Here is a 14,484-nt window from a genome sequence, read left to right on the forward strand (position 1 = left end):
GCGGCTTGTTCGCGTTGTCCGCGGTGTTCTTCTCGCTCACCTGAGGAAGGGTACGAGCCCGGCGGCGCGGGGCGGGAACCCGAGACGAAGGTCAGCCGTCTCCGCTTCCGACCCGCTCCGATCCTCGACCCGTCCCCGGAGGCGATCCATGGGCCACGTCTTCTTCCTGGCCATACCCGTCCTGCTGGGCTGGGGCACTGTGTACGCGATGGTCAAAGTGGCCAAGAGGGCGCGGCTGACCCGCGCCATGTGGGCGTCGGGATTCACCGCCCAGGCACGGTGCCTGCGTATGTACACGACCGTGCACCGCAACAGCAACAACAACAGCACGACGACGACCAGGCTCCACCACGTCTACGAGTTCCTGGCGTGGGACGGCCGCCCGGTGCGGTTCGAGGAGATCGGCGGCCCCGGCACGCGGGTCGAGGGCGACATCGTCACCGTCTACTACCTCCCGGACCGCCCGCAGCAGGCGACGGCGCTCGAGCCCGGCGACAGGAGGGTGCGGTTCGGGACGGGGTGCGCGCTCGCCTTCCTCTGCCTCCCGCTCCTCATGGTCGGCGGCCTCCTCGTGGTCTACGTGACCACCTTCATGTAGCAGCCCTCACAGAACCACGGGCTCCGGCGTTGCGTTCCGCTCGGCTCCCCCGGGCCCGCAGCCCGAACCACGCCAGCAGCGCCGCGCCCGCGTACGCCCCGCCGGCCAGTGCGAAGCAGGCCGCGGCGCCTCCGTACCAGCCGTCCGCGCCCGCGAGTACCGCGCCCATGACGGCGATGCCGACCAGCGTGCCGATCTGCCGGTTCGCGTTGAGCGTGGCGGAGGCGATGCTCGCGTGCTCGCGTCCGGCGGCGTCCATGAGGGCGCCGGTCATCGCCGGGGAGGCCACGCCGAGGCCGGTGTTGAAGGCGCCCAGGACCACGGCGAGGACCCAATAGGGCAGCCCCGGGGAGACGACGAGCGCGAGGGCGACCGTCCCGGCCGCCGAGTACAGCAGCGACCCGGCGAGCGCGGCCCGGTTGCCCACCCGGTTCCCCACCTTGGCGTACAGGACGTTGCCGAGCAGGAACACCATTTGGGTGGGGAGCAGTTGCAGGCCCGCCTCCATGGGGCTCGCGCCGCGCGCGTTCTGCAGGAAGAGCCCGAGCATGAACATCGCGCCGTAGCAGCCGAGGTTGAAGAGGAAGCCGACGGCGTTGGCGGTCGAGAAGTGCGCGCCTGCGAAGAGTTCGCCGGGCAGCACCCGGGCCCTCGTCCCCGCGGCCCGCTCCCGTACCGCGAAGGCGGCCCCGGCCAGCAGCGCGACCGCGAACGCGGCGAGTACCGGCGCCGCGCCCCACCCCGTCTCCGGCCCCTGGATGAGGCCGTACGCGAGCGCCGCGAGCGCGACCAGACCGAGCGCGTGCCCGCCCGCGCCCAACGGCGTGGGGCGGCCGGGCAGCGGCGCGACGTACCGGCGCGCGAGCACCAGGGCGGCGAGCCCGACGGGCAGGTTGATCAGGAAGATGCTGCGCCAGCCCAGGCCGCCGACCAGCAGCCCGCCGACCGCGGGCCCCACTCCGGCCGCCGTCGAGACGATCGCGGACCACAGGCCCAGGACCCGGGCGCGCTCCGGGCCGTCCGGGAAGGCGTTCATGAGGAGGGTGAGCGAGCTCGGCATGAAGAGCGCGGCCCCGGCCCCCTGCGCCAGCCGCCCGGCCACCAGCACCCCGGCGACCGGGGCCACCGCGCACACCAGCGAGGCCACGGTGAACAGCCCGAGCCCGGCCAGATAGATCCGCCGCGCCCCGAAGCGGCCCGCCAACGACCCTGCGAGCAGCAACAGGGACGCGAACACGAGGACGTAGCCGTCGACGACCCAGGTGAGGCCGGAGAGGGTCAGGTCCAGGCCGGTCCGCAGCTGGGGCCCCGCGACGTTGATGATCGTCACGTCCAGGGTCGCCATGACGAACCCGAGAGCCAGCGCGAGCAGTTGCACGCCCTGCCGTGCTCTCTTCGTACGAGTGCGAGTGATCATGGGCAGGAACTTATAGCTGTATCCATTACAGCTGCAATAGATACAGCTATAACTTTACTGACGGCATACGAAAGCCCCCGGGGCCCACACCGCTTGAGTTCTCACGGTGCTCCCGGGGGCTCCCGCGCCGGCTACCCCGCCCGGTCGAGCGCCTTCAGCAGCTGCGTCCGCAGCTCATGACGCCCCTCCTCGGTCAGATGGTCCAGCGGCGAGTCCTTCCCCATCCGCCGCAGCAGATCCAGCCGCAGCTCCCGCCCCGCGTCGGTCAGGACCAGCTGCTTGGCCCTGCGGTCCGTGGGGTGCGGCTGCCGCACGACCAGCCCCTGCTTCTCCATCTTGTCCATCACATACGTCACGTTCGGCGGCTCACAGCACAGCACCGCGGCCAGCTCCCGCGCCGTCTTCGGCTCCCCCAGCTCCTCCAAGGCCTTCGCCTGGGTGGGGGTGAGGCCGAACTCGGCGATCCGGCTGCGCCGGTGCGCGTCCATCCGCCGGGACAGCTCCGTGACGAGCCCCCGGATCTCCCTGACCCCGCACCCCGCCTGCGCGGCGGTCGCTCTCGCTTCGGCTTCGCTGCTCACCTCGTCAGCGTACGTCGGCGGGCGCGGTTCGCCGCCGACGCGTCGGGGCCCCGCCGCGGGGAGGAAACCGTCAGGCGAGCGGCCGCACCGACAGATCGGTGATCTCCGCGTCGCGCGGCAGATCGAGGGCCGCGAGCACCGTGGTCGCGACGGACCCGGCCGTCATCCAGCGCTCCGGGTCGTACTCCTTGCCCTCCTGCTGATGCACCTTGAGCTGCATGGGCGTGGCCGTACGCCCCGGATAGACCGTGGTCACCCGCACCCCGTGGCCACTCTCCTCCCAGCGCAGCGCGTCGGCCAGCGCCTTGAGCCCGTGCTTGCTCGCCGCGTACGCGCCCCACTGGGCGCCGGCCCGCAGCCCGGCGCCGGAGTTGACGAAGACCACATGCCCCTGGGCCACCCGCAGCTGCGGCAGCAGCAGCCGGGTCAGCTCGGCGGGCGAGACCAGGTTGACGGCGAGCTGGCGGGTCCACAGCTTGGGGGTCAGCTCGCCGACCTCGCCGAGGTCCACCACGCCGGCGATGTGCAGCAGCGAGTCGAGCCGCTCGGGCAGCGCCTGATGCCCCAGCGCCCAGGACAGCTTGTCCGGGTCCGCCAGGTCACCGACGACCGTACGGGCCCCGGGGAAGCGCCCCTCCAACTCCCGCGCCCGCCCGGCGTCGCGGGCCAGCAGCCACACTTCCTCGCCCCGCTCGGCCAGCCGCTCGGTGACCGCCTCGCCGATGCCCGAGCCTGCTCCAGTGATCAGATGCGTTCCCATGCCCCCAGCATGCCGCACCGGGCCGGGCCCCCCGCGGGTGAGGCGGCGCGCGCGGCTCAGCCGGTGCAGCCTGCGACCGCCGGGGAGCTGCCGGTGCAGTTGTCGGGATCGTTCCCGACCACGAGGCTGCTGTTGAGCGTGGTGATCGAGGTGTTGACCTGGACGGCCGAGCTGTTGAGCGTCGTGCTCGCACCGGTCACCGCTGGTCTGAGTCCGGCTGGATCAAGTTCCGACCGGATCACGGATCCGGTACGTCGTCCGGGTTGTCGTACAGTCCCCCGGCGTACCGCTCCAGTGCCGCACGGAGCCGTGCCGGGTCCACCTCCTGCGAATCTCCCTTCGCGGGGCCGTAGATGACGTGGCTGCCGTCCGCCCGTAGCTCGACGCCGTGCCTGGTCCGCCACTTCGCGGCGGGCGTACGCGAGGAGCGGAACCGGGCGACGAGCGCGGCCTTACTGCCGTCCTCCTCCACCGCGATGCCTTCGAGGGTGTCCCAGCGGATCGTGAAGCCGTCCACCTTGTTGCGGATGACGATGAGCTTCTCGCCGTCCACCGTGATGCTGTCGGGAGTGCCGAGGAAACCGATCAGGCCGCCGAAGAACCCACCTCCGAGGGCTCCGATCACGGCGACCGCCATGATCTTCCCGCCCGTGGTCTCGCTCCCCGGGACACCCGAGATGATCTGGTCCGCGTTGCCGGTCACCGCGAAGAGCACGCCGAGCACGGCGAAAGCCACGGAGAGGATCTGGGCACCGGTTCCCCCTGCGGTCCTGGTCCGGAACCACCTGCTGTTGGTGATCGTCGTACCGCCGCCGGACGGAACTGTGGGCGGCGCCGCATCCTGCTCCCATTCCTCCCGCCGTCCCTTGTCCTCCCGCTTCTTCCTGTCCTCCAGCCTCGGGACCCCGTCCCGTCGCGACGGCCGCTCCGGCTCGTGCTCCCGCTCCTCCTCCAGCTCCAGCGTCGGCGCGACCGGGGAGTTGGCCTGCGGGACGGTGACGGAGGCGGACAACGACGCCCGGGCAGAACGGTCGGCGACGGCCTGCAGGACCTCCCGCGCCCGGGCCGCCGTGGCAGGCCGTTCGGCGGGCGCCTTGGCCAGCAACTGCTGGAGCAGATCGTCGAGTTCGGAGGGGACGTCCGGGCGTACTTCGCTCACGTGGGACGGGGCGCTGTTGAGGTGCTGGTACAGCAGCGCGGCGGCGGTCGGCCCGGGAAAGGGCGGCGTACCGGTCAGGAGGGTGTGCAGGGTGACGCCGAAGGCGTACAGGTCGGTCGCCGCGGTGAGCTGCTCGCCGAGCCACTGTTCGGGGGCCATGAACGCGGGGGTGCCGAGCACGCTGCCGGTCGCGGTGAGGTGGGTGGTGGCCTCGGCGTAGCGCGCGATGCCGAAGTCGCAGATCTTCACCCCGCCGCCAGGCAGGCGCATCAGGTTGGCGGGCTTCATGTCGCGGTGCACCACACCACGGCTGTGTGCGTGGTCGAGCGCCTCGGCGACCTGGGCCATCAGGTCCACCGCGAGGGCGAGGGGCACACCGTCGGGGTGCTCGGTCAGCAGGGCGTTGAAGTCCTGGCCGTCGAGCAGTTCCATCACGAAGTAGGGGCGGCCGTCGTGCTCGCCGATGTCGTGCACCACGGTGATACCCGGGTGCTGGAGTGCGGCCGCGGTGCGCGCCTCACGGCGCAGCCGGACGATCAGGTCCGGGTCGGCGGCCAGGTCGGCGAGCACGATCTTGATCGCGACCGAGCGCCCCAGATCGCTGTCCTCGGCGGCCCACACCTCGCCCATGCCCCCGCGCCCCAGGCACCGGTCCAGCCGGTACCGCCCGCTGACCACCGCACCCGATTCCACCTCGGTACGCCCCTTCTCCCGCGCCCTGCGGCCTGTTGGGCCGGCCCACCCGTACCCGCGGCACCGCCCTGCGGACCCCGCCGCGCGTCCGAGAGCGATCACGCCGTCCCGCGCCACGATGGTTGCAGGAAACCGGTATCCAGTGGACCCACTCGGCGGATACGGGAGTCCGGGGCCCCGGTGCGTGCCAAATGCCTCATCTTTCCCCGGAACACGGGAGTTCACGCCCGCGCGTCCGCCCTCACGAGACCGGACGGGCATCCAAGTCCCCCGCCTCAGGACCGCTGTTGGCGGGGAAGGCGGACCGGTCCCGACGCGGCAGAAACACGCCCATGTGGCACGGGTACCTCTCGATCGGCCCCGAGGCCCTCAGCTACGACGGGGACCGGAACGGCAGCTGGGGGCTCGGCGAGTACTCGCGAAAGCGCCGCGTGTACGTGGTGGGCCGCTGAGCCGCGACGCACCCCAGGCGTGGCTCCGCCCCGGCGGAGCCACGCTCACGGCTCTCACTGCTCCAGGTGCGCCAGCGCGTCCGCGCCGCTCTCCGCGAAGAGGACCAGCTCGCTCAGCGGCACGGGCAGGAAGCCCTCCTCCTCCATCCGCTGGAACTGCTGCTTCAGCCCGTCGTAGAAGCCCGCCGTGTTGAGCAGCACCACGGGCTTGATGTGCAGACCGTGCTTCTTCAGCTCCAGGATCTCGGTGGCCTCGTCCAGCGTCCCCGTGCCGCCCACCATGATCACAACCGCGTCCGCCCGGGCGAGCAGCTGCGCCTTCCGCTCGGCGAGATCCTTGGCGATCACCATCTCGTCGGCGTTCTCCCTGGCCTTCGCGGAGAGGAACTCCACCGATATCCCCACCAGCCGTCCGCCGTTCTCCTGCACCCCGTCCGCCATCACCTTCATCAACCCGACGTCCGAGCCGCCCCACACGAGCGTGTGGCCACGCTTGCCGATCAGCTCGGCGAATTCGCGGGCGGGGGCGGTGTAGCGATCGTCCAGGTCGGCGGCGGAACAGAAGACGCAGATATTCATGCCCGCCACCCTACGGCCCGGGTCCGACAGCCCCCCGGATTCGCGTACGACCGGTTTACGACTGGCTCAGGCCGCGAGCGCGGCCGTGGGTGTCGGCGGGGTCCCACCCCAGGCCAGCTCGAACCACACCGTCTTCCCACCGAGCCCGAACGGCTCCTCCCCGATGGCACAGCCGCCCCACCGGTCGGCCAGGACATCGAGGATGAACAGCCCCCTGCCGCCGTCGAGGTCGTCGGAGGGCTTGAACGGTTCCGGGAGCTCGGGGTTGGTGTCGGTGACGCTGACACGGAGCACGGGGTGTGCCCAGAGCAGGCGTACGGACGCGCAGTCGTCGGAGTAGCGGACGGAGTTGGTGGCCAGCTCGGAGGTGAGCAGAGAGGCCGGGTCGACCAGTTCGCGCAGCCCGTGAGCGGTCAGCACGGCCCGCAGGGTGGCCCGGACAATGCCCGGACCACGGGGGTCTCGGGGGAAGCGGAGTTCGTACTCCCAGGGCTCGGTGAACAGCAGCGGTGGTGGATGCGGGGTCACGTGGCACCTCCGGTGGGCGTTGTGTTCGCGGTCACAAGCTAAAGCATTCTGAGTAACTTATGAGTCGCAAAAACACGAACGAGTGAACCGAAACTTGGCTCAGTAGACGGCCACTTGACGCCCTGCCAGACTTCTTGGACGGGCAGCAAGAGAGGACTCATGGCACCAAGAAGCACCCCCACAGGCCGTCAGCGCCGCCTCGCCGTGGAACTACGGCGCATGCGCGAACAGGCTGGGGTTTCCATCCAACAGGCGGCCGCGATGCTCTGCGCCGACCGAACGATGATCTCCAACGTCGAGGCCGCTCGGACGAGGCTGAGCGAGGATCGCGTCCGTCAGCTCGCGTGCAACTACGGATGCGCGGACGAGGCACTGATCAATGCGCTGGCGGCCATGACCGGCAGTCGCCGGAACCAGGACTGGTGGATGGAGTACCGAGGCAAGCTGCCTGACGGCTTCCTGGACATCTCCGAAATCGAGCATCACGCCACCCGGATCCGTACTGCTCAGACCGTGCACCTGCCGGGCCTGCTGCAGACCGAGGAACATGCCCGCGCACTCTTCGATCTCGTGGTTCCGAAATTGCCACGCCTGCAAGTCGAGCTGCGTGTCGCGCACCGTCTGGGGCGCCAGGGCATCTTTGCCCGGGAGGAGCCGACCCCCTACGTCGCCATCATTCACGAAGCCGCACTACGCATGCAGTTCGGCGGAAGGGAAGTAGCCCGGGCGCAGCTTGAATACCTGGCCGACTCCGCCGACCGCGACAACATCACCCTGCTGGTCATCCCGTTCAGCGCGGGAAGCTTCCCCGGCGCCGGCCAGTCAATCCTGTACGCGCACGGGCCCGTACCCCAGCTCGACACCGTCCAACTGGACACGGCGTACGGCTCCCACTTCGCTGATGCCCCGACTCCGCTCGCCAACTATCGTGCTCTGCTGGACCTGATGGAAGACTCAGCGCTCCCTCCCGACGAGTCGCAGAAGCTCATCCGGTCCATCGCCCGCGATATGTGAGAGGAGCCATCGGTGTACGAGTCCACCTGGCAGCGGTCATCGTTCTGCGGCGGCGGCGGCAACAACTGCATAGAGGTCGCCGCCGACGGCAGCACCATAGCGATACGCGAAAGCACCGACCCCGACGCCATCCTGACCACCAACCGAACCGCGCTCCGCGCCTTCGTGCTCGAAGTGAAAGGCGGGCACTTCGACCGGCTGCCGGACCTCCGGTAGCAACCCCGACAGGCCCTGCTCGGACGGGCCGAAGCCGGTCCGCGAACCCCCTTTGGGACCGTCCCCATGGGCCCCGGCGCGGACGCGCACCGAGGCTCGTCGCATGAGCCGGCCTCGTGGCACGCTCATCCATATGGCTGATCACGCGCATCACGACTCAGTACGCCGTAGCTATGACACCGTGGCCGAGGAATACGCCTCCCGGCTGCACGACGAGCTCGCGGGGAAGCCGCTCGACCGGGCACTCCTCACCTGCCTTCTGGAACAGACGGAACCAGGGGCCGCGATCGCCGACCTCGGCTGTGGCCCCGGTCATGTGGCGGCTTGGCTCGCCGAGAAGGGCGCGCGTACGGTCGGGATTGATCTGTCCGCGGGCATGATCGAGGCCGGCCGCCGCCGGTTCGGACAGGTGGAATTCAGAGAAGGCGACCTGCTGGGACTTCCCGCCGGAAACGGCGAATTCGGCTCCGCCGTCGCCTTCTACACGATCATCCACCTCAATCCCGGCGATCTGCGGCGCGCCTTTGAGGAGGCATGGCGGGTGCTGCGCCCTGCCGGGCTTCTCCTCCTCTCCTTCCACATCGGTGAGGAGATCCGGCACCTGGACGAGTGGTGGGGGCATGACGTGGATGTCGACTTCCGCTTCCTCGAACCCGCGCACATCGCCGGACTGCTCGAGGCGGCCGGGTTCACCGTGGAGATGCGCATGGAGCGCACTCACTACGCTCACGAGGTCGAGACCCGCCGGGCGTACCTTCTTGCCCGCCGTACGTGACGTACGTGACGTACGAGAGAGCGGGGCGCGGCCGGTGGTCGGCCGCGCCCCGCTCCGTTCAAGGAATCACGTTCACAAAATCACGCCCGCCCACAGAGGCACATGGTCGGAGTGCAGGGCCTTGGTGGCGTCGGACCACTTCACCTCGACCGTGGGCGACACAAACAGCGCGTCCATCTTCATGCCGCTGTTGTGGGTCGCCTCACCGGAGCGGCAGTAGGTGAACGCCGGCCAGCCGGCCGGGCCCGGGGCCAGGGTGGATTCCTCGATCTCGTTGCCACAGGGGCTGTTGGCCTCCTTGAATTCTCCCTCAGCGCCGCGCTGATAGCCCGGGGCGTAGAAGTGATCGGCCGCCGCGGAGAGCGGATCGTCGTTGAAGTCGCCCCCGAGGAGCTTGGTGTATCCGGGGTAGGCGCCCTGAAGGATCTCGCGTGCCTTGGACGCCTCGGCGATGCGCAGGTCACGGTCGTCGTAGGTCAGATGTACCGAGCAGGCGACCAGTCGCCTGGCCTCGGAGCGGACGCACAGCATTTCGCGCCGTTCTTTCTCCGCGTACTTCCGCGCCTGTTCCAGGTCGCCCATGCGTTGACGGTCGTCGATCACGTAGCGCGTGAGCGGGTAGGACTCGACCGGCTGGTCCGGGGCTGTTCCGAAGATGTCCTTGCGCACGACAAGGCCGTTGCCGAACGGCACTCCCCCGTGCTTGCAGGTGGCGTCGGCGAGTTGGTCGGTGGGCTTGTTCTGGTCGGGGTCGCCGCGCTTCACCGCGTCGAAGAAGACGGCGTACTCTCCGTCCTGGCCGTTCGCGCCGGCCAGTCGGTCGCGGAGCGTCGCGCTCCAGTCCGCGCAGCCCTCTTGAACCGCGACGAAGGCCGGGCGGCGGTCCTGAATGCTGCGCACCAGCGCCTCAGGTGCCTCCACCCCCTTGACGCCGTGCTCGTCGTTGCCGCCCGCCATGTTGAACGTACCGATCTGGTACTCCGCCGGGTCCTGAGCGCCGGCGGATGCCGGGGCGGCCGCGAGGGGGGCGAGCAGGAGGACGACGAGGGCCGACATCCTTCGCATATGCGTTCGCATCGTTTTCCTCACCATCAGGCGGTCGGGGTGACGGAGCCCTTGAGCATCCAGTGGTCGCTCAGCTTCCGCCCGAAGTACGTCTCGATGCTGGACATGCCCTGCATCTCACCGGCGAAGTGCACACTCGCGCCGAGCAGGTCCCATCCGTAGTCGCCGAAGAGGATGTGATCGAGCTTCTGCCCCGAGAAGGTCGGCCGCTTCATGTTGACGTCGGCCTCGAAGTTGCCGTCGTACAGGGGCTGGAGGGGCTCGCTGTCCGGTGTGGCGTTCAGGTCGCCGCCGATGATGGTCCGGTACCCCTGGGCCTGGAGATGCACGGTCTGGTCCCGGAAGTTGTGTCCGCTGGTGACCCGGCTCGTGCCGTCGGGGTCCGCGTTCTTGTTCATGAAGTGGCTGCTGCATGCGAAGAGCAGGTTGCCGGTGTCCTTGATGCACGCCGCGCCCTGCTGCGGATCCTGGACGAATGTCATGTTCACCGGGTGCAGTTCGCTACCGGGGAGCTTCTTCATCGCGACGAGAACCCCGGCCAGGTCCCGCCTGCCGCCGGCCTGGACCCGCTGATCGTGGCCCTGCTCGTCGTCGCCGAGCAGGGGGCTGGGGGCATCGCCCGGAGGCAGGGCCCGGGTGTCCGCGGAACAAGGGGTGAGATCGTTCGGGTCCTGCGGCGTGCTGGTGTTGGGGGCGGCACGGAACTGGACCTGCCACTGGTCCCCGAGACGCTCCTGGAGCGGTTCGGTGTGCAGGCCCAGGCAGACCTCCTGAAGCATGATGACCGCCACGCCCGGGTCGTCCTCGACGGCCTTGACGACCCAGTCGACCTTCTCTTGCGGCTTGCCCCATTCGACGCACCCCTGGTAGCCGCCGCACAGGTTCCAGGTCAGGGCGGAGACCCGCTCCGGCAGATCCGGTGCCTCGGCAGCGGTGGCCGTGCCACTGCCCGTCAGCAAGAGGGCGGAGAGCAGGGGGACTGCCGCGACGCGGCAGACACGGGAGAGTGAAACGCGCACCACACAACCTCCGTCGGTCGATGACGACTGGTGTGGTCACGCTCTCCGCAGATCTGTTTGTCCGCCCCATTCCGACTGCGAAGCCGCAGGTCGAAGGGCGGACAATGCGGTTTGTCCGCGGACATCACAGCGAGTCGGGTCGCGGCACATGACCGGCTGGCCCGCATGACGATCAGTGTCAGTGGGCGAAGGGCGGCTCGAAGCAGCCGGTCTCCAGGTACGGGCCGTTCGTCCGCACCTCGTAGTTGGTCTTCTGCACGAAGGCCTTGACGCAGGCGTCGTCATGGACGCGCAGGCCGACCCGGGCGCCCTCGGGCGTCACGTAGTGGTCGGTCTCGAAGCGTGGTTCCATCCCCTTCACGGTGAGCGACCCGCCGAGCCGCTTGCCCCCGGCCCCGGTCCGCTCCTCCTCGTAGCCGAGCTTCAGCATCGCCGCGCGCACGCTCTTGACGTCCCACTTCCTGTCTTTCCAGAGTTGCCTGAGCACGGGCAGGATGCGGTCGGCCTCCTTCCGCGCGTCCTCCGCGCTGTCGACGGACATCTCGCGGGGGCGGCGGCCGGCGTTGTTTTCGTTGTAGTGCGGGGCGCCGTCGCCCGCTCCGGGCTCCACATAGGGGGAGGCGCCGGAGAAAGCCGGGCTGGAGCTCGGGGGCGGGGGCGGTGCCGGGGCGCCGGCCGCCGGGTCCGTGCCGCGCTGTTCACCGCAGGCGGTCAGGGATATGGCGGCGCCCAGGAGGAGAGCGGCTGCGGCGAAGTGTCTGTGCCGCTCACGCGTCGAGGTCAACATGGGGATGACTCTGCCAGCCGCGACGCGGTATCCGCGGTGAGAACAGGACAGCGACACGCCGTCACGTCGGCGTGTCGCTGTCTCATACTCACCACGAACCGACATCCGGTACGCGTGGCGGCTCCGCATCCGGGTAGCGACGTGCCAGCCCGTCGCCGATCATCGGGGGATGCGTCCGCTGAAGCACGGCTATACGAACCGCACCCTCGGCGACGGAGCCGTCGTGCGGAAGACCTACGAAGGTCCGGATGCCGAGCTCAGGCTCGCGCGCGAGCGCACGCTGTTGACCCGGCTCCAGGGACGGCTCCCCGTGCCACCCCTACACGAGGCAGGCAACGGCACCCTCACGCTCGGCTTCATGCCCGGCGCGCCCGGTCAGGAACTGCTCGACTCCGGTCACGCCGCAGAGGTCCTGGAGTCGTGCGGGGAGCTGCTGCGCCGCATCCATGGAGTGGGCTCCGACGACGGGGGCAAGGTGTGGGTGCACGGCGACTTCGGGCCCAACAACGTGCTGCTCGACCCCGTCACCTTCCAGGTCACCGCCGTGGTCGACTGGGAGTTCGCCCACCTCGGGGATCCGGTCGAGGATCTGGCCTGGTGCGAGTGGATCGTACGGATGCACCATCCCGAGCACCGCCGTGCCCTCGACGGCTTCTTCCGCGCCTATGGCGGGGATGCGGTGCCGCCGTGGCCGATCCGCCAGGACGCCATGCTGGCCAGATGCGCGTCCCTGCGGGAGTTCTGCCATCGCTGGGAGCCGAATGGTCCGGGTGTGTCGCTGTGGCAGGAGCGTGCGGTCGCGACGGCGGGTTGGCAGGAGTAACCGAGGAAGCGACAAGGTAGAATGGCGGCCTACATGGTGGTCAATGGTTCCGCGCACGACGGCGATACGGTGCTGGCGGTGCGCCCCGAGCTCACCGACGCAGACCTCAACGAACTGTTCAGTGCCTCATGGCCCCATCACAGCCCGACCGCCTTCGCGCCAATGCTGGCCCGCAGCTTGGCGTGGATCGCCGCGAGCCGGGGCGGCCGGCTCGTCGGGTTCGTCAACGTCGTCGGCGACGGGGGTCTGCACGCCTTCATCCTGGACACCACCGTGCACCCCGACGAACGACGGCAGGGGCTCGGGGTGCGGTTGGTGCGTGCGGCGGCGGACGAAGCCAAGGTGCGGGGTGCGCAGTGGCTGCATGTCGACTACGAGCCGCACCTTGAGTCCTTCTACGGGCAGTGCGGATTCCGGCCCACCGCGGCGGGTCTGATGCGGCTCTGAGCGAGCTGCGCCGGTCTGACCTCAGGTCGGCCGAAGGCCGGTCATCACCCGCCCAGGGGAACTCGTCGCGCGAGCACCTTTCGGTGGCTGATCCGCCAGCCCTGGTCCACGCGCACAATGATGTCCTCGTACGTCAGGCTCCCGCTCGTGCCGTCGGCACGGATACCGATCCCCTTGGCGCGCGCATGCACCCGGCCGTCGGCCTGCTCGCTCAGGACGATGTTCGTGACATGGTGTCCGACCGGGTTCAGCTCGCCCAGGGCGCGCCCGGCCTCGGCGCAGGTCTCCACCCCCCTCAGGATTTCGTAACCGAAATCCGTGACGTCGTAGGTGACGTCGGTGGTGAACACCTCGTCCAGGCGATCGAGCTCTCCGCTGTCGCACAGATGCCCGTGCATCGCGATCAGCTCGGTGATGACGCAGCGATCTTCGCAGGTGAGAGTCATTGGCTATCCTTGGGGCGGCAATACGGGGAGTTCCCCGGTTCATTGCGCGATACCGTAATCGGGGACGTCCCCGTATCGCAACCAGGGAGCACGACAATGACGCATCCGGATCCGTTGGGTGCCCCGCGACCGCGCAGGGCAGACGCGGCAAGGAGCGTCCAGTCGCTGCTCGCCGCGGCGAAGAAGCTCTTCGACGAGCACGGCCCCGACATCGCGCTGGACGAGGTGGCGCGCCGGGCGGGCGTCGGCAATGCGACGCTCTACCGCCATTTCCCCACCCGCCAGGACCTGATCGTGGCGGTGTACGCGGACGAAGTGACGATCCTCTGTGCGCAGGGCGCCGACCTGCTTGAATCCGAGTCGGCGGCTGAGGGGCTGTTCACCTGGCTGGACAGCTTCGTCGTCCACGTCGCCACAAAACGCGCCTTGGCGATGGCCGGGACCGCGGACAGCGCTGGGCGGCGCACCACGTTGTTCGACCGCTGGCACGCGTCCATGCGATCGACCGCACAGAAGCTGCTCACCAGAGCCCAGCATGACGGTGCCGTTGGCACGGACCTGACGGTGGACGACATGCTCGCGCTGACGAGCGCGGCGGCTCTTGCCGGCAGCGGCGCGGATCACGCACGGCAGCTCCTGCGCGTCCTGTGGCGCGGCTTCGCGGGCGCCCAAACACTCCTGTAGCTACGGGCTACCGCTGAGCGTCTGAGCGGGCTGCGGCGCCATCGCCGCAGGTCGCCCCGGATGCCGAGCGGCTGGACCCCGGTCAGGTGGTGCCAGGTGTCATTGGGCAGGCATCCGGTGGGGCGGTGCCCTACCAAAGAACCTGGTAGAGAACTCCCACCCACCTCCCCAACCACTCACCCCATCGGGTGACTTGGGCGCGAATGTGTCCGCGAACGGGTTACGCTCGCCGCAACACAACCCCAAAACAGACGACGGCCCCCGGCCGGGACTGCCATCCCGAACGAGGGCCTCACCACCCAGGAAGTCAGGACCTTCCCGATGGCTGAACAGCAGTCTAGTTGTACTGACCCGTGAGGTTGGGGACGCGGCTGGCGGGTGGCTGGCCCTTCAGTGCGGTGTGTCCGCGGTGGTGATTGTAGGTGTGCAGCCAGGCGGGGT

At 69.4% G+C, this 14,484-nt stretch carries 18 protein-coding genes and 1 pseudogene; 7 read left to right on the forward strand and 12 right to left on the reverse strand.

Annotated elements, in window-relative coordinates:
- Window positions 1–148: 148 nt before the first annotated feature.
- The gene (locus tag PV419_RS28805; RefSeq protein WP_319693897.1) at window positions 149–598 is read left to right on the forward strand and encodes a DUF3592 domain-containing protein; all 450 of its coding nucleotides are present in this window, start codon (window positions 149–151) and stop codon (window positions 596–598) included.
- Here PV419_RS28805 and PV419_RS28810 read toward each other — a convergent pair.
- The 7 genes from PV419_RS28810 to PV419_RS28840 form a co-directional block, all read right to left on the reverse strand.
- The gene (locus PV419_RS28810; RefSeq protein WP_319693899.1) at window positions 591–2,015 is read right to left on the reverse strand and encodes an MFS transporter; all 1,425 of its coding nucleotides are present in this window, start codon (window positions 2,013–2,015) and stop codon (window positions 591–593) included. The genes PV419_RS28805 and PV419_RS28810 overlap by 8 nt on opposite strands.
- A 131-nt stretch (window positions 2,016–2,146) precedes the next feature.
- Window positions 2,147–2,596: a MarR family winged helix-turn-helix transcriptional regulator gene (locus PV419_RS28815; RefSeq protein WP_319693900.1), complete on the reverse strand. Its 450-nt coding sequence runs from the start codon at window positions 2,594–2,596 to the stop codon at window positions 2,147–2,149.
- Window positions 2,597–2,666: 70 nt separating this feature from the next.
- The gene (locus PV419_RS28820) at window positions 2,667–3,356 is read right to left on the reverse strand and encodes an SDR family oxidoreductase (protein ID WP_319693902.1); all 690 of its coding nucleotides are present in this window, start codon (window positions 3,354–3,356) and stop codon (window positions 2,667–2,669) included.
- A 56-nt stretch (window positions 3,357–3,412) separates the two neighbouring features.
- Entirely contained in the window at window positions 3,413–3,556 is a 144-nt protein-coding gene (locus tag PV419_RS28825) for a hypothetical protein (protein WP_319693903.1), read from the reverse strand.
- A 38-nt stretch (window positions 3,557–3,594) separates the two neighbouring features.
- The gene (locus PV419_RS28830; protein WP_319693906.1) at window positions 3,595–5,208 is read right to left on the reverse strand and encodes a serine/threonine-protein kinase; all 1,614 of its coding nucleotides are present in this window, start codon (window positions 5,206–5,208) and stop codon (window positions 3,595–3,597) included.
- 506 nt (window positions 5,209–5,714) lie between these two features.
- On the reverse strand, window positions 5,715–6,239 hold the full coding sequence (locus PV419_RS28835) for a TIGR00730 family Rossman fold protein (protein WP_319693908.1): 525 nt from the start codon (window positions 6,237–6,239) through the stop codon (window positions 5,715–5,717).
- 66 nt (window positions 6,240–6,305) lie between these two features.
- Complete coding sequence (locus PV419_RS28840; RefSeq protein WP_319693909.1) at window positions 6,306–6,767, reverse strand: ATP-binding protein; 462 nt, start codon at window positions 6,765–6,767, stop codon at window positions 6,306–6,308.
- Between the two features lie 159 nt (window positions 6,768–6,926).
- Here PV419_RS28840 and PV419_RS28845 point away from each other — a divergent pair, with 159 nt between their 5' ends.
- The 3 genes from PV419_RS28845 (at window position 6,927) to PV419_RS28855 (ending at window position 8,772) form a co-directional block, all read left to right on the forward strand.
- On the forward strand, window positions 6,927–7,781 hold the full coding sequence (locus PV419_RS28845) for a helix-turn-helix transcriptional regulator (protein ID WP_319693911.1): 855 nt from the start codon (window positions 6,927–6,929) through the stop codon (window positions 7,779–7,781).
- Between the two features lie 12 nt (window positions 7,782–7,793).
- Window positions 7,794–7,997, forward strand: coding sequence for a DUF397 domain-containing protein (locus PV419_RS28850; protein WP_319693913.1), 204 nt, complete (start codon window positions 7,794–7,796; stop codon window positions 7,995–7,997).
- A gap of 133 nt (window positions 7,998–8,130) precedes the next feature.
- The gene (locus PV419_RS28855) at window positions 8,131–8,772 is read left to right on the forward strand and encodes a class I SAM-dependent methyltransferase (RefSeq protein WP_319693915.1); all 642 of its coding nucleotides are present in this window, start codon (window positions 8,131–8,133) and stop codon (window positions 8,770–8,772) included.
- Between the two features lie 72 nt (window positions 8,773–8,844).
- On the opposite strand, the gene PV419_RS28860 is transcribed toward PV419_RS28855, so the two are convergent.
- From PV419_RS28860 to PV419_RS28870, 3 genes are all read right to left on the reverse strand, one after another.
- A complete protein-coding gene (locus PV419_RS28860) occupies window positions 8,845–9,849 on the reverse strand; it encodes an endonuclease/exonuclease/phosphatase family protein (RefSeq protein ID WP_319693916.1) in 1,005 nt (334 codons plus the stop codon).
- 14 nt (window positions 9,850–9,863) lie between these two features.
- Complete coding sequence (locus tag PV419_RS28865) at window positions 9,864–10,856, reverse strand: endonuclease/exonuclease/phosphatase family protein (protein ID WP_319693917.1); 993 nt, start codon at window positions 10,854–10,856, stop codon at window positions 9,864–9,866.
- A 178-nt stretch (window positions 10,857–11,034) separates the two neighbouring features.
- Window positions 11,035–11,643, reverse strand: a complete 609-nt coding sequence (locus PV419_RS28870; RefSeq protein ID WP_319693918.1) for a hypothetical protein — start codon at window positions 11,641–11,643, stop codon at window positions 11,035–11,037.
- Window positions 11,644–11,812: 169 nt separating this feature from the next.
- Here PV419_RS28870 and PV419_RS28875 point away from each other — a divergent pair, with 169 nt between their 5' ends.
- Complete coding sequence (locus PV419_RS28875) at window positions 11,813–12,466, forward strand: aminoglycoside phosphotransferase family protein (RefSeq protein WP_319693919.1); 654 nt, start codon at window positions 11,813–11,815, stop codon at window positions 12,464–12,466.
- Window positions 12,467–12,487: 21 nt separating this feature from the next.
- Window positions 12,488–12,913 (forward strand): GNAT family N-acetyltransferase, encoded by a 426-nt coding sequence (locus PV419_RS28880; RefSeq protein ID WP_319693921.1) that lies wholly within the window; start codon window positions 12,488–12,490, stop codon window positions 12,911–12,913.
- 44 nt (window positions 12,914–12,957) lie between these two features.
- Here the strand turns inward: PV419_RS28880 and PV419_RS28885 are convergent, their stop codons facing one another.
- On the reverse strand, window positions 12,958–13,359 hold the full coding sequence (locus PV419_RS28885) for a nuclear transport factor 2 family protein (RefSeq protein WP_319693922.1): 402 nt from the start codon (window positions 13,357–13,359) through the stop codon (window positions 12,958–12,960).
- Between the two features lie 96 nt (window positions 13,360–13,455).
- Here PV419_RS28885 and PV419_RS28890 point away from each other — a divergent pair, with 96 nt between their 5' ends.
- Window positions 13,456–14,043 (forward strand): helix-turn-helix domain-containing protein, encoded by a 588-nt coding sequence (locus PV419_RS28890; protein ID WP_319693923.1) that lies wholly within the window; start codon window positions 13,456–13,458, stop codon window positions 14,041–14,043.
- A gap of 337 nt (window positions 14,044–14,380) precedes the next feature.
- Here the strand turns inward: PV419_RS28890 and PV419_RS28895 are convergent.
- Window positions 14,381–14,484, reverse strand: a pseudogene (locus tag PV419_RS28895) (IS481 family transposase); the annotation flags it as partial.

The sequence above is a fragment of the Streptomyces sp. ME19-01-6 genome (assembly GCF_033793745.1).
Classification (GTDB): domain Bacteria; phylum Actinomycetota; class Actinomycetes; order Streptomycetales; family Streptomycetaceae; genus Streptomyces.

Excerpts from the sequence above, each read along its gene's own strand:
- PV419_RS28805 (WP_319693897.1), top strand. The coding sequence starts at position 149 with ATGGGCCACGTCTTCTTCCTGGCCATACCCGTCCTGCTGGGCTGGGGC.
- PV419_RS28810 (WP_319693899.1), bottom strand. The coding sequence starts at position 2,015 with ATGATCACTCGCACTCGTACGAAGAGAGCACGGCAGGGCGTGCAACTG.
- PV419_RS28820 (WP_319693902.1), bottom strand. The coding sequence starts at position 3,356 with ATGGGAACGCATCTGATCACTGGAGCAGGCTCGGGCATCGGCGAGGCG.
- PV419_RS28835 (WP_319693908.1), bottom strand. The coding sequence starts at position 6,239 with ATGAATATCTGCGTCTTCTGTTCCGCCGCCGACCTGGACGATCGCTAC.
- PV419_RS28845 (WP_319693911.1), top strand. The coding sequence starts at position 6,927 with ATGGCACCAAGAAGCACCCCCACAGGCCGTCAGCGCCGCCTCGCCGTG.
- PV419_RS28855 (WP_319693915.1), top strand. The coding sequence starts at position 8,131 with ATGGCTGATCACGCGCATCACGACTCAGTACGCCGTAGCTATGACACC.
- PV419_RS28860 (WP_319693916.1), bottom strand. The coding sequence starts at position 9,849 with ATGCGAACGCATATGCGAAGGATGTCGGCCCTCGTCGTCCTCCTGCTC.
- PV419_RS28870 (WP_319693918.1), bottom strand. The coding sequence starts at position 11,643 with ATGTTGACCTCGACGCGTGAGCGGCACAGACACTTCGCCGCAGCCGCT.
- PV419_RS28875 (WP_319693919.1), top strand. The coding sequence starts at position 11,813 with ATGCGTCCGCTGAAGCACGGCTATACGAACCGCACCCTCGGCGACGGA.
- PV419_RS28880 (WP_319693921.1), top strand. The coding sequence starts at position 12,488 with ATGGCGGCCTACATGGTGGTCAATGGTTCCGCGCACGACGGCGATACG.
- PV419_RS28885 (WP_319693922.1), bottom strand. The coding sequence starts at position 13,359 with ATGACTCTCACCTGCGAAGATCGCTGCGTCATCACCGAGCTGATCGCG.
- PV419_RS28890 (WP_319693923.1), top strand. The coding sequence starts at position 13,456 with ATGACGCATCCGGATCCGTTGGGTGCCCCGCGACCGCGCAGGGCAGAC.